General features: G+C 36.0%; 14 protein-coding genes. 1 reads left to right on the forward strand and 13 read right to left on the reverse strand.

The features are described 5' to 3' along the window. Positions 1 to 5 precede the first annotated feature (5 nt). The 5 genes from J8281_RS05620 to J8281_RS05640 all read right to left on the reverse strand — a co-directional run bounded on the left by J8281_RS05620 (position 6) and on the right by J8281_RS05640 (position 8,631). Entirely contained in the window at positions 6 to 1,355 is a 1,350-nt protein-coding gene (locus J8281_RS05620; protein WP_210196625.1) for a TolC family protein, read from the reverse strand. 13 nt (positions 1,356 to 1,368) lie between these two features. Continuing rightward, positions 1,369 to 4,596, reverse strand: a complete 3,228-nt coding sequence (locus J8281_RS05625; RefSeq protein WP_210196626.1) for an efflux RND transporter permease subunit — start codon at positions 4,594 to 4,596, stop codon at positions 1,369 to 1,371. Between the two features lie 2 nt (positions 4,597 to 4,598). Beyond that, positions 4,599 to 5,765 carry an efflux RND transporter periplasmic adaptor subunit gene (locus J8281_RS05630; protein ID WP_210196627.1) on the reverse strand — a complete coding sequence of 389 codons (1,167 nt, stop codon included), beginning with the start codon at positions 5,763 to 5,765 and terminating at the stop codon, positions 4,599 to 4,601. A gap of 229 nt (positions 5,766 to 5,994) precedes the next feature. Beyond that, a complete protein-coding gene (locus tag J8281_RS05635) occupies positions 5,995 to 6,450 on the reverse strand; it encodes a MarR family winged helix-turn-helix transcriptional regulator (protein WP_210196628.1) in 456 nt (151 codons plus the stop codon). Between the two features lie 258 nt (positions 6,451 to 6,708). Further along, a complete protein-coding gene (locus J8281_RS05640) occupies positions 6,709 to 8,631 on the reverse strand; it encodes an ABC-F family ATP-binding cassette domain-containing protein (protein WP_210196629.1) in 1,923 nt (640 codons plus the stop codon). Positions 8,632 to 8,689: 58 nt separating this feature from the next. On the opposite strand from J8281_RS05640, the gene J8281_RS05645 reads away from it, so the two are divergent. Beyond that, on the forward strand, positions 8,690 to 9,076 hold the full coding sequence (locus tag J8281_RS05645) for a DUF983 domain-containing protein (RefSeq protein ID WP_210196630.1): 387 nt from the start codon (positions 8,690 to 8,692) through the stop codon (positions 9,074 to 9,076). A gap of 325 nt (positions 9,077 to 9,401) precedes the next feature. On the opposite strand, the gene J8281_RS05650 is transcribed toward J8281_RS05645, so the two are convergent. From J8281_RS05650 to J8281_RS05685, 8 genes are all read right to left on the reverse strand, one after another. Next, on the reverse strand, positions 9,402 to 10,457 hold the full coding sequence (locus J8281_RS05650; protein ID WP_210196631.1) for an FAD-binding oxidoreductase: 1,056 nt from the start codon (positions 10,455 to 10,457) through the stop codon (positions 9,402 to 9,404). A gap of 73 nt (positions 10,458 to 10,530) precedes the next feature. Next, on the reverse strand, positions 10,531 to 11,418 hold the full coding sequence (gene gldN, locus J8281_RS05655) for a gliding motility protein GldN (protein WP_210196632.1): 888 nt from the start codon (positions 11,416 to 11,418) through the stop codon (positions 10,531 to 10,533). Positions 11,419 to 11,433: 15 nt separating this feature from the next. Then, the gene (gene gldM / locus J8281_RS05660) at positions 11,434 to 12,981 is read right to left on the reverse strand and encodes a gliding motility protein GldM (protein ID WP_210196633.1); all 1,548 of its coding nucleotides are present in this window, start codon (positions 12,979 to 12,981) and stop codon (positions 11,434 to 11,436) included. Between the two features lie 42 nt (positions 12,982 to 13,023). Then, positions 13,024 to 13,650 (reverse strand): gliding motility protein GldL, encoded by a 627-nt coding sequence (gene gldL, locus J8281_RS05665; RefSeq protein ID WP_210196634.1) that lies wholly within the window; start codon positions 13,648 to 13,650, stop codon positions 13,024 to 13,026. Between the two features lie 75 nt (positions 13,651 to 13,725). Then, the gene (gene gldK / locus J8281_RS05670) at positions 13,726 to 15,099 is read right to left on the reverse strand and encodes a gliding motility lipoprotein GldK (RefSeq protein WP_210196635.1); all 1,374 of its coding nucleotides are present in this window, start codon (positions 15,097 to 15,099) and stop codon (positions 13,726 to 13,728) included. Positions 15,100 to 15,209: 110 nt separating this feature from the next. Then, positions 15,210 to 16,373, reverse strand: coding sequence for a formimidoylglutamase (locus J8281_RS05675; RefSeq protein WP_210196636.1), 1,164 nt, complete (start codon positions 16,371 to 16,373; stop codon positions 15,210 to 15,212). A gap of 3 nt (positions 16,374 to 16,376) precedes the next feature. Continuing rightward, entirely contained in the window at positions 16,377 to 18,884 is a 2,508-nt protein-coding gene (gene topA / locus J8281_RS05680) for a type I DNA topoisomerase (RefSeq protein ID WP_210196637.1), read from the reverse strand. Between the two features lie 107 nt (positions 18,885 to 18,991). Next, positions 18,992 to 19,765, reverse strand: coding sequence for a hypothetical protein (locus J8281_RS05685; protein ID WP_210196638.1), 774 nt, complete (start codon positions 19,763 to 19,765; stop codon positions 18,992 to 18,994). Positions 19,766 to 19,834 lie beyond the last annotated feature (69 nt).

The raw sequence follows: 19,834 nt of genomic DNA on the forward strand, positions 1-19,834 counted from the left end.
CCATTTTAAAAATCAACATTCAAAAGCTGACCTGTAAGTTGTAACAATTGTAATTCTGCTAATTTAGCATCATACTTTGCTAACGTTTTATTGGTCTGTGCCTGTATTAAATTTATCTGTGCTTGTCTAAATTCGATAGAGGTTATCTGCCCTAATTTAAAGCGTTCTTGAGAGCGATCAAAATTATTCTGATTGGTAATCACGTTTTGCTGTTGTATCTCATATACTTTAAGCATGTTCTCATAATTACCTAATGCATTGGCTATATCTCTTTGTACTTGTCTTTCTATCTGATTTTTTGCCAATTCCTGATTTTCTATGGCAATTTTTGAATTTTTAATTTGAGTAATGGTAGTTCCGCTATCAAAAAGGTTCCAGGTAAGACTAACCCCCGCAGCTAGTATATAAGTGTCAGAAATATTTCCAGGAAAGAAAGCAGAAGGCGGATTTCTGGCTTGATTCCAACCGTAAGAACCATTTAAACCAATGACTGGTAAATAACCGGATTTACTAACTTTTAGATCATACTCGGTGATTTTCAAATTACTTTCATTTTGTAATAAAGTTACATTGTTATCGATAGATGTCTCTAAATACCCATCTATTTCTAATCTGGATACAAAATTCACAAGTGTATCAACAGTAAACTTATTTTCTAATTCATTATCTAGAATTACATTCAAATCACGTTTGGTATTTGCCAACTGCTGTCTGGTATTAATAAGATTGATACTATCGTTTGCAACATCTACTTCAGCATTAAGCACATCAAGCTTCGTGTTCTGTCCATAATCAAATTGATAATCTGCTCTTACGATTCTTTCTTGTGAAACATAAAGAGTTTCCTCAAGAATTTGAACATTCTCTGTTAATCTGGCAATTTCATAATAAACTGTGAATAATTGTAGAATGGTATTTTCGATAGTCTCCCTTGCTTGTAATTCTGTGAGATTATATTGCTCTTTTAAACGTTTGTAGTTATAGAATCTCCCTAGTCCGTCAAATAATGTATAATTAAGATTTAAAGAAGCGTTATACCGTTGCGTTTCTGCATTCAAAATTTCTATATCCGGACGTGGCCTGATAATAGTATCAGTCGTCCCTTCTGGAATGAATTCTTGAAAAGCCCCCGGAAATGAGGTAGTAGAAGATGATTCTTGATAGTCTGCTCCCGCATTACCTGTTAAGGATGGCAAATATCCCGAATTAAGTAGCCCTTTATTATTCTTAGCAATTTCGATATTATTGGTAGCAATCAGAATCCCAAAATTATTTTCAAGCGTTAATCGTATGGCTTCCTGCTTTGTTAGCTTTTGAGCTACTACGCCAGAAGTCAAAAACAGGAAAAAAATCATTTTCTGTATATATTTAAGCTTTTTGTAGCGCTTCATGTTCCTTATTTACTTCTTTTTGTTCTTTTATTGCACGCTCTACCTCTTCTTTTGAGATTTCATTTCCGGTAACGAGCCACTTGGTTGCTACCTTGACCTTATTACTGAAGGATAAATATAAAGGCAATACTAATAGTGTAAGCACGGTGGCAAAGCCTATACCATAAGCAATAGAAATTGCCATTGGGATTAAAAATTGAGCTTGCCTACTTTGTTCAAAAATCAACGGTGCCAATCCTGCAATTGTGGTTAATGATGTTAGAAAAATGGCTCTAAAACGAGCTTTTCCTGCTTCATAAATGGCTTTATCAAAGGTCATCCCTTGTCGTAGATTACTATTAAATTTACCAATAAGTACGAGTCCGTCATTAACCATAATTCCGATAAGAGCGATTATTCCTAATAAAGATAGTATATTGATCGGGAAACCATGTATCCAATGCCCTACGGCTACCGCCGGAAGACTTAATGGGATTAATAACAATAACAGTAAAGGTTGACTATAGCTTCTAAAAGTAAAAGCGATGGTAATGTATATTAGTGCTAACGAAGTTAATCCAACCGGTCCCAATGATCCTAAAAACTTACCAGCCTCTCGATTTTGTCCTTCGTACGAAGGAGTAACCGTTGGATATTTAGAAAGAATCTCTGGCATGATGATCGTGCGAATTTCATCCAAAATAGCGGTAGAACTTGTTGTTTCAGGATTTTTGAGATCAGCAGAGATCTGAATTTCACGCCTACCATCCAAATGATTTACCGCTACATCGCCACGCTCGATACTATATACAGCGATTTCACTTAGTGGTACTCGTTCTCCTGTAGCTGTAGCAATTCGCATATTATCCAAATCTAAGATAGAAGAACGATTGTTACGATCGTAACGTACCCAAACCCTTATTTCATCTTGTCCTCTTTGAAAACGTTGTGCCTGTACCCCGAAAAAACCAGCCCTTACCTGCGCCATAATGTCTCTCAAATTTAGTCCTAGCGCATAGGCATTTTCTTTTAGCTCAAGTCTTATTTCTTTAATGCCGGCAGGATCGTTATCGGCTACATCTTTTAGACGTACATCACTTTCTAAAACTTCTTTAAACTCTCTTTTTGCCGCTTTTAATTCTCTGATATTATTTCCTAAAAGGGATACCGATACCGGACTTCCTCCAAAATTACCACCAGAACCAAATATGAGCCGCTCTGTACCAAATATAGGGCCTACTTTTTCTCGCAAACGATTTGCTACCAATCCCGAGTTTACTGCATCTGGACGTTCTTCTCCTGGTAACAAATTAATTAGCAAAGCAGCATTTGAAGACGAAGAAATACTTCGAATCACATTTTCAAACAACATTTTACCTTCGTATTCTTCTCCTTGCAAATACTCTTCGGTAAGTTCTTTGTTAACCAACCATGCATTTTCTTCTATCATACTTATAATAGAATCGGTTACTTTTTCGTTAGTCCCGTTAGGCATTCCTAAGTCTACCGATACTCTATCACTAGCAATACGAGGAAAAAATGCGGTTCTCACAATACCTCCTTCTATACTACCAATGGTAATGATAAGTATAACCACAAAAATAGAGAACGTGAAAAATTTATGTTGAAGTGTAAAGCGTAAAGCAGGACTATACATATGATCACGAAGCCATCTCATTATGCGATCCCCAAAGGCATTAACATACCGTAATTTAGAAAACAATCGAGCTATTCCTTTTTTGGGTTCACTACCCTCTGCTCTCAAGGCCTTAGAATGGGCTAAATGTGCCGGTAATATAATCAATGCTTCTACTAGAGATACGGTTAATGTGAGTATGACAATCACAGAAACTTCACCAAAAAAATCACCAATTCTACCGTCTAGAAACAAAAAGATTCCAAAGGCTAGTATGGTAGTTAAAATTGCTGAAATAATCGCCGGAATTACCTCCATCGTTCCATCAATAGCTGCCTGTACCGGAGTTTTTCCTTTTTCGTAGTGTTGGTAAATATTTTCGGCAATAACGATACCATCATCCACTAGAATTCCGATCACAATAATCATCCCAAAGAGCGACAATACATTAATAGTAACATTAAAATACCCGGCAAACACAAACATTCCTAAAAATGCTATGGGCAAGCCAAAAGCCACCCAAAATGCGAGGCGCGTATTTAAAAATATAGATAGAAAGATAAGTACGAGCAGCATCCCTATTATCGCATTTTCTGTAAGCAGTTTTGTACGCTGTACCAATGTTATCGAACGATCACTAACTACATTAAGCTGTACATTGTTATACTTCTGGTTATATTGCTCTATATATTCTTTTGTTTTTTCTGCGGAAGAAATTAAATCTTCTGTGTTAGTGCTGGTAATTTCGACATTTACTGCCAAATCTCCGTTAAAATAGGTAGCATTAGGTGATTCTGAAAAACGATCTCTAATTTGAGCAACATCTTTTAGGCGTATCGTTCTACCTGAAGCATCTGATCGTATGACAACGTTAGAAAGTTCATCACCATAGTAAGATCGATTATTAGCTCGTATTAAGTATTCTTCAGCAGTTGTTTTAATAGTCCCTCCAGTGGTTAAAATATTTGCCCGACTAACTGCCTGGGCCACTTCATTAAAACTTAATTGATATGCCAGCAAACTATTTTCATTAACGGCTATTTCAATTTCTTCTTCTGGATATCCACTAATGGTTATTTGTGATATGCCTTCAATACCCCTAAGGTCATTTTCTATTTGTCGCGTAATTTGTTTCAGTGTTTGTAGTGGGATATTCGTGCCGCTTACTGCAAAATTAATAGTGGGTCGAATGGCTTCTTGTTTGGCAACCACTATAGGCTCCATTCCTATAGGAAAAGAGGGAACTCTATCTACTGCATTTTTAACCTCAAGCAACATGAAATCAATGTCTTTCCCTTTTTCAATTTCAACATTAATACTTCCACTATTCTCTTTAGAGGTTGATGTAACACGCTCTATGCCCTCTAGTCCTTTAAGATTATCCTCAATTTTAAGTACAACGCCTTCTTCAATCTCAAGCGGCGAGGCTCCCGGGTACACAACACTGATAGTTATATTTTTGGAATCTGTAAGTGGAAAAAATGATGATTTTAAAGATAAGGCACCAAAAATACCAAATGCAATAAATGCGATAACAATAACATCAACGGCAACGTGATATTTTATAAAATATGAAATGATTTTACGCATGCTTATGGTTTTGTACCTGTACTGATCGTATGAACATCAGGTGCAGATGTGTTTCTTGTAGGTTCTTGATACACTTTAACCAGCATTCCGGCATAAGCTCCCGGCACCGGTTTATTCAAGATCACATTACCATCAGAAACGCCTTTTAACACCACTTTGGTATCTGAAAAATAAACCGGTTGCACATCAATCACATCAAGAATACTATCTTTTACAACAAAAATCTGATTTCCATTTTGTAACAAATTACGATCTATTTCGATAGCATCTTGCTCATTTCTCGCGTCTAGATTAGCTTCAAGGTAAATACCTTCCTTAAGAGTAGCATCGTTGACCTCGATAAACGCAGTTATGGTTTGTGTAGCCTGGTCGACTCTACTATTAATTCTACTCACTTTTCCTTCGTAATTTCTGGTTTTATTGAGATTAGAAAGTGCTACTGCTTCTCCCACCTTTAACAGATCTGCATATTCTTTGCCAATGGCTACTTCCATTTCATAAACTCCTGTTTCGATAAATTCACCCAGCTTTTGACCTTGGCGAATTAATGTTCCTTCGGTCACCAAAGCCTCGGTAAGCACGCCGTCGAATGGAGCGGTGATGGTGTATTTTGATAATCGTTGTTCTAAGTTTTTTACATTGTAATACGAGGTCAGAATATTTCTGCCGGTTATAAAATATTTTTCTTTGTCTGAAGTAATTTCAGGAAGTTTGGGAGTAGCTTTTTTCATGTCAAAACTACCTAAATAAGAACGCCATTTTTCATAAATTTCGGGATAGTCCAGGCGCAGGTCAGGCATAATAGCAGTGACTTGATTATATAAATTACTTTTTGCCGATTGAACACTCGCGTAATATTCTGAAGCGTCTATTCTAATTAACGACTGTCCTCTTCGATATTTTTGCCCGGTTTTAAAAAGCCTGGTGCCTTCCTTAAAAATACCTTGTACCTCGGCATACAACTCTAGTCGTCTCTTCGCAATAAGATTTCCGTTAGCTTCTATTTGGATAGGGACTGTGGTGTTTGATACCGTATCTACAAAAACAGTTTTAATCACTTTTGCAGGTCTTGGTTTGGGTCTTGTTTTTCCATCTATTATTTTCATGCTTAAAAACACGGCACCAATAATTAATACTACTCCAAGAACAGAAAGTATTATGTTTCTCATACGCATGGATTTGTTTGTGTCTTACTCTAGAAAGCCTCACAAAACTATCAACATCAAGGTTAGGTTGCCGTTAAAGAACTCATAAAAATTAGTCAACGCCAATTCTATGCTTCAATGACATTATCAAAAGACGTCTCTATATTTTGGGATACATCGCATCGTTGTACAAAGAAATCTTACAAAAAGGAGCCAGCGAGAAACAACATCTCGAAACCTATCACAAACCAGTTTACTCTGCGATATCAGCAATCTTCGCTTTGATCTTTTTCAATGCGGTAATTAGTGTTTCTATTTCTAAATCGCTAAGGCTTTCTTGTACTGCAGGAATCAGGTCATACATGATGGGTTGTACTTTTTCAATAGTTTCCTTTCCATGATCGGTAAGATAAATACGATTCACTCTTCTATCGTTCTCGTCACTCTTTCTAACTACCAAATTTTTACTTTCCATAGTATTGATTAAAATGGTCATAGAAGTTTTATCTCTGTGCGTGATGAAAGCTAAATCGTTTTGAGGTTGCCCATCGTTGACATGAAGTCTTTTGAGTACACTCCATTGCTCTTTCGATAGGTCTAATCCGTTTTCCTGAAATGCTTTTTGCACTAAAAAGCCGAAATCATAATGTATTTTACCCACCCAAGACAGTGCGTGAGCATTTAAATCGATGGCTTTCGTATTATTCATAGTAGGCTGAATTTAATTGTCATCACAAAAATATCTATAAATAATTAGTTGCGCTCGCTACTAACGATAAAAATATCACAAAAATATAAAGCTATTATTTAGGTAATGCTAAAGGTATACATCCTATTTAAAGGATTTTTAAAATAGCAGTAGAACCTACCCAAAACAAAAGTTCTATTTTATTGGTACAGGGCGGTAGTTTTGTTTCTGATTCCCCAATTATTGTTTAGAAGCCCCTCACTAAAGGGTATCATTCAATTACGAACTCAAACTATCAATTTCTTCTTGCACTACTTCCCAACGTTCCATTAAGGTCGCCAACTCCTCTTTTTTACTTTGGTATTGATCAAAAAAATCTGGTTTTGAGATAGTTTCGTCATAGTTAATAGCTAACTCCACATCTATTGCTTTAATTTCTTGCTCTAATTTGTTGATCTTAGATTCGAGATTACTAAGCTTATTATTGAGCGATTTTAGCTTTTTCTGATGTTCATACGAGAGTTTGGCACTTTCTTTACCATTAGAAACCGTTTTTTCAGCACTATTATCTTTCTTTTCTATATCCCGAAGATCGTTAAGGCTACGTTGTTCTAAATAGAAATTGATGTCGCCTAAGTACTCTTTAATCTTTTTCTCTTTAAATTCGTAAACCGTGTTGCTTAACCCTTGTAAAAAATCTCTGTCATGCGATACTAAAATTAAAGTCCCTTCAAAAATTTTTAAAGCCTCTTTAAGTACATTTTTAGATTTGATATCCAGATGATTTGTAGGTTCATCCATAACCAGAACATTAAATGGCTGCAGTAGCATTTTACATAAGGCCAATCGATTACGCTCTCCTCCTGATAAAACTTTTACTTTTTTATCAACCTCATCACCCCTAAACAAGAAAGCCCCGAGCATGTCTCTAACTTTGCTACGGGTTTTTTCGTTTGCCGCATGAATCATGGTGTCATGAACTGTTAATTCTCCGTCAAGATACTCAGATTGATTTTGAGCAAAGTACCCAATTTCTACGTTATGGCCTAGTTTAAATGTACCTTCAAATGATATTTCATCAACAATGATCTTTGCTAATGTAGATTTACCCTGACCATTTTGACCAACAAAGGCAATTTTGGATCCACGTTCGATTAATAGGTCAATATCCTTCAAAACCTCCTTTTCACCATACTTCTTCCCTACATTCTCAGCTTCCATAATAATTTTTCCCGGTTGTGTACTCACCGGAAAATTAATACGCATCACAGCATTATCATCCTCATCAACCTCTATCCTATCGATTTTATCTAATTTTTTTATCAGTGATTGTGCCATGGAAGCTTTAGAGGCTTTGGCTCTAAATTTTTCGATTAGCTTTTCAGTCTGCTCTATTTGTTTAGATTGATTTTTTTGTGCAGCCAGTTGCTGTTCTCGTATTTCTTTACGCAATACGAGATATTGAGAATATGGTTTATTATAATCATAAATGCGACCTAGCGAAATCTCAATAGTTCTATTAGTTACATGATCTAGAAACATTTTATCGTGAGAAACAATTACCACTACGCCAGGATATGTTTTTAAAAAATTCTCGAGCCAAATAATAGATTCTATATCGAGGTGGTTAGTAGGCTCATCTAATAATAAAATATCATTTTTTTGAAGTAAAAGTTTGGCTAGTTCAATACGCATGCGCCACCCCCCGGAAAACGTATCGGTTAATCGGTCAAAATCTTCCCTAAGAAAGCCAAGCCCTTGTAGAACTCTTTCTGTTTCACCCTGATAATTGTACCCTCCTAAGATCTCATAATGTTGCGTATTATCACTTAAATCGGTAATTAATTGATTGTAGCTCTCACTTTCATAATCTGTTCGTTCTTCGAGCTGCTTATTAATTGCATCAATATCGCGTTCGATTTTTTTTATTGATGTAAATGCTTCATAAGCTTCTTCGACTACGGTACGCCCTTGCACAAAATCAATATCTTGCTTTAAAAAACCAATCTTTACCTCTTTATCCATAGCAAGCTCACCAGAATCGGGTTGCTGCTCTTTTGATAGGATCTTAAGCATTGTAGATTTTCCTGCCCCATTTTTACCAACAAGACCTACACGATCTCCTGCGGTTAGTTTATAACTTATTTCTTCAAAAAGATATACTCCTCCAAACGAGATCGACAAGTTATGTATGTTTAACATTAGCTTTTGAATATTTTTTGCAAAGATGATTAAATTTGTGCTACCATAAAAATCACGAATGAACTTCTTGAAAGGGACAAAAATTTACAGCATTTTAACCGGTAGTTGCCCAGTTTGTCATAACGAAAGCATGTATCAGGTGGCTAACCCTTACAAAATAGGAGAGACCTTGAAAATGAACGAACGCTGCAGTCATTGCAATACCAAATACAAGATTGAACCCTCTTTTTTTTATGGCGCTATGTATGTAAGCTATGCTGTTGGTATTGCTTTTGCAGTTGCCGCTTTTGTTATTACGAATTTAGTTTTAAAACAAGGGCTATTACATACTTTTATAGCCATAGTACTAACGCTAGTGGTTTTTTTACCTGTAATTTTACGACTTTCTAGAAACATATGGATTAATATCTTTATGAATTACAGCAAAGAAAAAAGTCTATCGTAACATTTCTTACATTCAAATCTTTTTTTGTTGTTTGAAAACGAAATAATTAAACCCGCTTTATGCATTAGAAAATCTATTACGGCTTTAAACGGCTGCAAAACCAAGCACTACGTTGTATTTTTAAGTTTCACCGTAGCGATGCTATGCTGAAACTTAGAAAACACTCTTCCAACGCTACGTCTCGCCCAAAGCAATGCTTTGTCGTGCATTTTCAAACCTCATAACGACATTCTAATGCATAAAGCAGGTTAAAAAATTGAGACCGTATGTAAACGCTACGCTCTCACATTAAAAATTTTAAACATTGCCTTCGGTGAAGAAATTTTTAAAATTTGTTACTATTCGTTTCATAGCGTTTGATAGCTATCTCTTTAGGTAATGTTGCACCGTGTTCTATATGATGATAAAGATTTTCTGCAGTAGCCGGACCAATAAGTATACCCCTGCTACCCAATCCATTTAAAACATGTAGGTTTCGATAGTGGGGATGAGTCCCCGCCAAAGGTCTTCTATCTTTTACAGTAGGTCGTATTCCCGCAACTTGTGCTACAATTTCAAAATCTACATTTAGGAATGTACGTAACTTTTTTACAATTTCGATTCTGGCAGAAGTAGTCGTTTTAGATGACTTATCCTGATGGTTATAGGTTGCCCCTACTTTATATAAATGTTCACCTAGCGGAATAATGAATATAGAGGATTTAACGGCTTCATTCAACTGTAATTGCTCACATTTAATGATGATATACTCTCCCTTGTTTCCAACTACTGGTAAATAGTTAAAAAAGGGGTTCCGTTTAATTCCAAAACCTTCAGTAAAAATTATATTTTTTGCTTGTAAGCCTTTATATCGTATACAATCATTTTGAACTTCTATACGATCATATTCAAATACCTCTTGAGACAAGCACCCTTTTTGATCAAGATAGTTCAAATAGCATCCTAACATTTCTTGAATGGCGATTCTTCCCGTATACTTTACTTTACCATAAGCAAAAGGAATGTCTAAAGCGGTATTATGATTTTGATATAATGTTGCTGAAAGAAATTGCCTTAAAATAGGTTTGTCACAGGCCTCGAACCATAAATTTTGTTCTTCTACCGAATTAAATCTACGCAATATCGCCAAATCGTAAATGAATTTCTCTTGTAATTTACGCTCAATATTTCGATAAAAAGGAATTGCCTTTTGTAGTTGCTCACGAGCATCCCATGCCGCAGTAAAACGTTTTAAAATTACCGGGTTGTAGAGTCCACCTGCCACTCTGGACGATTTTTGAGAATAATTTTCAAACACATGAACAGATTTGGTATGCCGTTCTAATTGTTCTACAACCGACAGTCCAGCTAATCCAAAGCCTACAACAATGTAATCTATCATAGTTCAAAAATAGTAAAACGCCCAACTAAAGTTGAGCGTTTTGCTTATACTATTACTACATATGTACGTTAGATTAATAACTCCACATATCCATTTCAAAATTTCTAATGCTTTCTTTGATCCTTTCACTTTCCAAAAGCTGCATCAAGGCATTATCTACAACGTAATCTGTAATAGAGCGGTCACCTTGTTCATTATCTTCTTTATATATGACAGAATTAAAGCGTCGTGCATTTAAAATATGATCTAATGTAAACGGCATTGATGTATTTCTTCTATTAAATGCAGATGCATTATGAAGAATCTCTCGTACGTCTGGATACCATACCCAGAAAAGAGCAACCATATCAGGCTCGTCATCATCGATAAAGTTAACATCTGGAGCTACGGGAGCCAATCCTAACATTCGATATCTTAACTCGCCCTGACGTTTGTCAAAATACCAATATCCGCGAATCTTGTATTCAGCAATATCTGCAGAAGTAATATCTCTTCTGTTGATATATTGAGGATCTACAGTTTCACCGGCATTGTACTGCTCATATCCCAAATCTGTCGTATCTATCTTAGACATTGTAGATTCAAGATCCTGAAAAGTACGAGTTTCAGTAAAGTATGAATCTGAATAAATGTTCTTAATCTTTCCGTTTTTGATATTTGATACCAGTACATCATACAATGATCGACGATTCACACCAATATTGTTTGTATCAATTGGGTAGTACAATGGGAAATTAATACGCTCATCAAGATCAATAGTTTCCCAAGTAGTTTTAGCCCATAGTACATCTCGCTTATCTACGTAAGCATATTCCAAAGGGTGATCATTATCATACATAATCTGTTCTTCTGTCTTTTTACCAATATCACTTGGTTGATCAGCATTCAGAACATTAATTTGACCATACGATACAGATACCAAAAGACCTAAAACGATGACTACAAAATTTCTCAAATTCATAACTAATTAAGTTTTTTAATTCGTTAACTCAACAATAACAGGAGATATTTTCTTCAATTTATATCCAGCATTTGTAGTTAACTGTGCTTTTATATCAATAATTTGTACAGCAGAACCTCTTTTAGCCTTACGCAAAGCAGATTTGGCTTTTGAATTTAATCGCCCGCCTCTTATGCTAACTGTAGGCTGACCCTCAACCTTGAATTTAAATCCGGTAACTTTCAATTTAATGTCAAAATCAAAATCAGGTAATATTGCACCGATAGAAGAAATTTCTAATGCATTTCTTGCCATCTTGATAGACCCGTCTTCACCTCTTACAGTTCCTACAGGTCTTGGAATATCTTTGATTCTAAATTTCTTACTATCGCTTACAGTAGTACCATTTGCTAGTTTACCACTAACTTTAATGCTTACTTCACGAGCTTTTACAGTAGTAACATTCATCATATATTTACCAGCGCCTCCTGTTTTTCTAAGTCCGGGTGCGTTCGCATTTACGTTAGGCACACCAGGAATAGAAATAGTCATAGGGTTATTAACACCTCGATAAACTACATTCATCTTATCTGCCGAAATTACCGCAGAATTTGGTCTAGGAATTACAGTATACGAACTCTTGATAGGAATTTTCACGATTGAATCTCCTTCTTTAAATTCAAGCTCTCCTGCTACATCTCTTTCACCTACATTTCCTGCAGGGAAATCAAGCATAATCTGTCCGTTTTGAACTTCAGTCTGCTCTTTACCATTAACAGTAACTTTTGTAGGCTTTAGTGTTGCGTCGAAACGTCCTAAAACGATTCTACCTTTAAACTTTTCTCCACTAAAGAAAGCTGTCTTATCTGCTACTACAATAGCTTCGTAGTTACTAAACGATAATTCAGAAGCTTGCTGACCTGCTAATAAAGCCGAAAGAACTTTGCTTTCGGTTGTTTTAACATCAGCTTGCATCTGGGTAAGTTTTGTAAGAGAGGCTACTAATGGGAATCCTTCAAAACTATAGTTAAGCCATTTCTTATTCACACCAGATCGATCTTTTACATCTGCGGTGGCGAATGTTTTTAACACGTCGTTAGCCACAGACTCATCAACTTCTTTCACCTCTTTGATAACCGTTGCAACACCATCACGGTATTTTTCAACATTATCTAAAAATTCCTGAGCTTCTGCAGTTACTTTTCCTCCTTTAAAAAACTTTTGATCTAAAGCTAGTGACTTATCCATAGTTTCATAATCTGTAGGATCACTTAAATCAGAAGTTAATTCTCCTTTAAGCTGATCTAAATAAGAGTTGAACTCATTAGATAATGTACTAATTTGATCTGCTTTCTCTTTTAACGGAGTATATTTTTCGGGCTGTTCATTAACTTTTTCAGCTAAACCAGCCATAAAAGAATTATTTCTTTCAGTAGAGATTGCATTGGATTCGGTTAATTTTTCATTCATTAAACCAAATGCCGAAAGCACCTCTTTTGACATATTTAATGCCATCATTGCGATGAAAACCAGATACATCAGGTTAATCATCTTCTGCCTTGGGGACAATTTTCCTCCTGCCATTCTTCTTAAATTTTGGTAGTTATTAAATTAGTTTAAATACTGTTAACTTCTATTCATTGCAGTTAACATACCACCATAAACTCCATTAAGAGAAGAAAGATTACTTGCAAGACTTGCCATTTGATCCTGAAGTTTTGCAGCATTATCTGCGATAGCCTGGTTAGCTTCAGCTTGTCGTGCAGATGATTCTAATTGTACTTTGTACAAGCTATTTAAAGATTCGAGGTGAGAAGCGGCACTTGCCATCTCTTCACTATATTTCTTTGTTCCTTGAATAGCATCTACCGTAGGGGAGATATTTTTAGCTGCTCCTTCAAAATTACGAATACTTTCGCCAAGACTAGTCATTAAGCTAGAGTCTACTCTTGCTTCTTTAAGCATAGTATCTAACTTTTTTGATAGCATACCTTCTGGAGTAGTATCTTGTTTTTTATCTCTTTTGTTACCACCTGCTAGCTCTGGGTATACCAAAGACCAATCTAATTCGTCATCTACCGGTTCGAATGCAGAAACTGTAAATACGAATGCTTCTGTAATTAGACCAATGATAAGCATTTGATTACCAAAAGGCCAGTGCATAATTTTAAAAAGTGCACCCAGTATTACTACGGCCGCTCCCAGACCGTATACCATATTCATTAATTTTTTGCTTGCTTTTGAATTTGCCATAATAAATTTGTTTTGTTTTTTTTAAATCTAAATGTTAAAAAAGGGTTAGTAATTAAGTTGATAGAATTTTGGGACTTATTTTTGATTCACAGTATTATCTTCTCCAGTAACGTCAGTACCCATATAGTCCTGAACGGTTCTAAATCCGATATAACTTCTTGCAGAATCAGCATATTCGTAATCTCTTGTACTTACCTGTAGGAAATAAGCAACATCTTTCCACGAACCTCCGCGAACTACTTTACGTTTGTTTTCATCATCGTTAACATTTGGGTTCATCGATGACACATATTCGTAGGCTGATGGATCGTATGAGGACTGTACCCACTCAGAAACATTACCTGCCATGTTGTACAGGTTGTAATCGTTAGGATCAAATGTTCTGGCTTCTACAGTATATAAGAAATTATCTGCTGCGTAGTTTCCTCGAAGAGGTTTGAAATTTGCCAAGAAACAACCTCTGTCATTTAAGGCATATGGGCCACCCCATGGATACGTTGCAGACTCCAGACCTCCTCTAGCAGCATACTCCCATTCTGCTTCTGTTGGCAATCTGAAATAGTTTACGAATTCTTTTCCTTTCTTTTTCTGAAAAGTATTTTTTTCTATAGTTCTCCAACGACAAAAAGCTTTGGCCTGTTCCCATGAAACTCCCACTACAGGATAATCATCATAGGCACTGTGCCAAAAATAATCGTTGTGCATAGGTTCATTATACGAATAGCTGAAATCTTTTATCCAAACCGTAGTATCTGGGTATACTTCTATTACTTCTTCTTTTACGAAGTCTTTTCTCCCTCCTTTTCGAGCACGAGCTGCTGCTTGTATATCCATCCACGTGAATCTAAATCTAAATTTACTTACATCCAACGTTCGTCTTCCATTATAAGATTCTTCTAACGGAATATACATTGTATCCATTACCTCAGCATAAAACTCGTCGGGATAATCATCGATATCCCACTCGATATCAATGTCTTTATTAAGCTGTCTACCTTCATACCCTGTAGTTCCTGTACCACTATAGTTATCGTACATATATTTTTCGTAAACCGTCATGTTTTCAGTATCAGCATCCAGAAAAGCATATTCACCTATACCATCGTCACCTGGGGCTTTACCAAGTTCGTCGGCCATAATCGCTAATCGCATTCGGATGGTAGAATCTCGAACCCAGTTTACAAATTGTCGATATTCACTATTAGTAATTTCGGTCTCGTCCATGTAGAAAGAACGAACGGTAACCATTTTTGTGGGTGCATTTGCCAGCGCCGCCTTATCATCATCAGATTTACCCATAATGAATGATCCCCCGGGGATGAGTGCCATTCCATATGGTTTCTGTGGGTGCCATTTTTTTCCTTGTGCTCCGACCAGTTCTCCTCGGTTTCCACCACCACAACTGTAGAGCATTGCTAAAATAGCAAAGAGTGATACAAATTTCTTCATAACGTGTTTTAGGTTAAGATCTTCTAGATTTAAGGACGTAAACCTATCCATTTATTTTCAGAAAAACAATTTTTTTCTAAAAAAAACCTTAAATCAGCCTAATAAAAATGTTAAACTTCGTTTTTTCGTTTTGCTTTATACCATCTTTCAGGTATTTCTTGATTACAAGCGCGCTCATAATCGTAATACGTGCAAGGTAATAACGTGTTTCTTTTCAATTTATTATGACCTGAAGAAATAAAAGGTATTTCAATCCACCATCTTCCGGTTTTGGAACTTTTATAAAAGGAAAGAATTTCATTTTCTACGGGTACACTATAATGTAATGTACTTTTTTGCTTCTTAATATCTATCTCATTTGACCTGTAATTGTAACCCTCTATAAAATACCATATAATTTGAGCAATAAGCATAGCTGAAGTCTCTTCATTCTTAAAATTTTTAAACTCGTAAATTCCAAAACTTTTTACTTTATCGCTAATGCCCGCGTATCTAGAGATGGCGCAGATTTCTCTACCATCGAAACCATTAGGAGAGGTAGTAAAACCGTTCATACTATTCGAATTCATAACCCCAAGATCTATAGTAACTATGTCTGCATCTCTCATTACCGGTTCTACTATGGAAACATCAGAGGTGACCTCGCCAAGACGATACGCATCAAAATATAGTTTTTCTATAAGATCTATTTCTTCCTGAGCATTGAAATATGTTTGATAACCAATTGCACTATAATTGAATAGGTTGTAAGGCTGTTCTACAATAATTTTACCTACAAAAGACGTATTATTTATAGGTTCTGCAGAGTTTCCCAAATCAAATTTACTATCTATATTTACCAAGTTTACCATTCGTTCTAAGATATCAAAAGCTCGGTATTGAGCATATACCAAATCCTGACTTCCGCCTATAATCAATGGGATAATACCTTTTTGCAACAATGTCGACAACACCTCTTGTACTAGATAATAGGTATCACTAACTTCGTTACCAGATGCAATATCACCCAAATCTGCTATCGTCACATCCCAGTTTCCCGGATATAGCTCGTAGAATGATGTTCTAATGGCATCAAAATTTAATTGCTCTCCTAAAAAATTTACATCATTTCTATTTTCTTGAATACCTAAAATAGCGATGTCAACTTTTTCTAGATCTGGTACACCATTTTCTCCTGTATGAATGCGAAGATATTTTCCTATGGAGTGATCTGAAAGTAATTTGGTATGAGCAACAACCAAATCATTTACTGGAGCAAGAAATTCGAAAGACATGTATTACTTCTTTTTTGAGGTAGTTTTCTTCTTAGCTGTAGTTTTCTTTTTAGCAGTTTTTTTCTTGGGTGCATTTTTCTCGATAAGATCTTTTACTTTTTCTAAGGTTAATTTTGAGGCATCTACGGTTTTAGGCAACTCGATTTTGATTTTACCCTTAATAATATTGCTTCTGCCCCACCTGGCTTTCTCAACCCGAATACCCTCATCTGCCCAGTGATGAATAACTTTATCGATCTCTTTTTGCTTTTTCTCTTCTATAAGTGTTACAATGTCATCGTCTGATAAATTATCAAAATCATATTTTTTATTGACGTTGATAAACATATTGTTCCATTTCAGAAAAGGGCCAAATCTTCCTTTTCCTTTTTGAACAGGAAGATTTTCATACACATATACAGGGGCATCTGCCTTTTCTTTGGCATCAATTAGCTCGATCGCTCTATCGAGTGAAATATGTAACGGGTCTTCGCCTTTTTCAAGGGATACAAATTTTTCGGCAAATTTTACATACGGACCAAAACGACCATTATTAACTATAATAGTTTCTCCCTTGTATTCTCCCAGCTCTTTGGGTAACTGAAACAAATCCATGGCCTCTTCAAAAGTGATAGCACTTAATGTTTGACCCGGGGGCAAACTAGCAAATCTTGGTTTATCTTCATCCTCTACTGATCCTATCTGTACCATGGGGCCAAACTTGCCCAATCTCACGCTTACCACCTTTCCTGTTTCAGGATCTTCGCCAAGTATACGCTCTCCTACCTCGCGCTCTGCATTTTGCGCTACGTCTTCTACTCTTGGATGAAACTCTTCATAAAAATCTTTCATGACTTCGGTCCAATCCTCTTGACCTTCAGCAATTTCATCAAAATCTTGTTCTACTTTGGCCGTAAAATTGTAATCGAGTATTGACGAAAAGTGATTTACAAGAAAATCGTTAACAACCATACCCACATCAGTAGGAATTAATTTCCCCTTATCACTTCCTACTTTTTCAGACAATTTTTTTTCGTCAACAGTATCCCCAGAGAGCACCATTTGTATGTAGTTGCGAAGCTCTCCTTCTTTAGCGCCTTTTTCTACATAATTTCTGTTTTGAATGGTAGAGATAGTTGGCGCGTAGGTCGAAGGTCGACCAATACCTAATTCTTCAAGTTTTTTCACCAAAGAAGCTTCAGTATAGCGGCTGGGTGGTCGTGTAAATCGTTCTGTGGCAGAAATATAGTTATTGTATAAAGTTTCATTCACTTTCATAGCAGGAAGAATCCCTTCTTGTTCTTCATCTTCATCATCGTTTCCTTCTAAATACACTTTCAGAAAACCTTCGAATTTAATGACTTCCCCATTGGCAGTAAATTGCTCTTTATGATGATTAGCTTCAATTTTTACATTGGTTCTCTCTAACTTGGCATCACTCATTTGCGAGGCAATTGCGCGTTTCCAAATCAATTCATATAACCGCTGTTGATCATAATCAACATTTACGGTATGTCTGGCAAAATCGGTAGGTCGTATCGCTTCGTGAGCTTCTTGTGCTCCTTTGGATTTACCTTTATACTGCCTGGGATTACTGAAATCTTCTCCGTAAGCTGAAATAATTTCTGCTTTCGCTCCATTTTGTGCTTCTTTTGACAAATTAACACTGTCTGTCCTCATATAAGTAATTAATCCGGCTTCGTACAACCGTTGTGCCATTGTCATGGTTTTGCTAACCGAAAAATATAACTTTCTGGAAGCTTCCTGTTGTAGTGTAGATGTAGTAAATGGCGGTGCCGGAGACTTTTTTGCTGGTTTGGTAGTAAGATCTGCAACCTTATAAGCGGCACCCACATTTTTATTTAAAAATTCTTTAGCCTCTTCTTTTGTTTTAAAATTTTTAGGTAGTTTGGCCTTAAATGATTTACCGGTTTTATTAGCAAATTCTGCATCTATTCTAAAAGAGCCTTGGGGTTTAAACGCTATGATTTCCCGTTCACGTTCTACTATCAAACGTACCGATACAGACTGCACTCTTCCTGCCGATAATCCACCTTTCACCTTTCGCCAAAGTACTGGTGACAACTCATACCCTACCAAACGATCCAGTACGCGCCTTGCTTGCTGCGCATTAACCAAATTATAATCAATAGTACGAGGATTTTCTATGGCTTTTAGAATAGCGTTTTTGGTAATTTCATGAAAAACTATTCTTTTCGTTCTATTTTTATCTAACTTTAGCGTTTCTGCCAGATGCCATGCAATAGCTTCTCCCTCTCGATCCTCATCACTAGCAAGCCAAACCGTTTCTGCATTCTTAGAAAGATCTTTGAGTTTTTTTACGACATCCTTTTTATCTTTTGAAACAATATATTTTGGCTTAAAACCACCATCTACATCAACTCCTAATTCTTTTGATGGTAAATCTGCGATATGCCCAAAACTAGATGCAACTTTATAATCTTTTCCGAGAAATTTCTCTATTGTTTTTGCCTTTGCAGGTGATTCTACAATCACTAAATTCTTAGCCATAGTCCTATAATTTCTAACCACAAAAGTATATCAAAAAAATGATATCAAGATTCTTTATCGAGAAATTACTTTAAAAAACACGCACCCAACAACAGGTTTTTTTCACATTATTTTACAAATAAAGTAGCATCTTGTATGTCTTCTTCTTCAAAACCTATGGTTTCTTTATACATAAAATACACAGGCATATAGACAAAGGAAGCTGTTACAAAAACACCTATAAAACACAAAAAAGCGCCTACCAATTGAGATAAGATCGAAGAAAGCAGTAGTAACCCAAATGCAACCGGCCAAATTTTGTTTCCTAATTTAAAACTAGCTTTTATAAGGTGTGATGCACTCACCTCTGGATTAAATGCAAATAACGGTACTAATAAATGTAAAGGAACCATAACGTATAAAATGGGTAAATAGCATAATGATGCTGCTACTATGGCTATTGCAAAAGTTGCTATGGCAAGCGTAAACACTTTTCCTAGGTAGGGTCCTTTTAAAAATTTGAAATATGAAGAGGTTTCTGCCTGACTCAAATCCACTTGTTTGCAAACCCGATAGAAATGTGCTGTTATAGCAAACTGAATAGCAGATGTAATTAAAATGATCACTCCAATTACAACAACCAAAAGGAGTATTAATCCTATAGAGAGTTCTTCTTTGGGAAAACTGGTATCACCGCTATAATAGGTATCTAGACCTACTATTGCAAAAATTGGAATATATATGATAAAAAATAACGGTACTACAACGAGTAGTAAAATCAACAAATGCACAAATCCCTGAACCCAAACCTTTTTAAAGAGTTCGAAACTTTTACTGAGTACATCTCCAAAGTCTAGTGAAGCACTACGCGCTATTTTTTCAAAGAGTCGATTTGATGTCATTTTTAGGTATTTAACAGGTTGAAAATGCCAAATATAGATTTTTTTGAAAAATATAATCCTGACACTTTG

The organism is Aquimarina sp. U1-2 (assembly GCF_017897595.1).
In the GTDB taxonomy this organism is placed as follows: domain Bacteria; phylum Bacteroidota; class Bacteroidia; order Flavobacteriales; family Flavobacteriaceae; genus Aquimarina.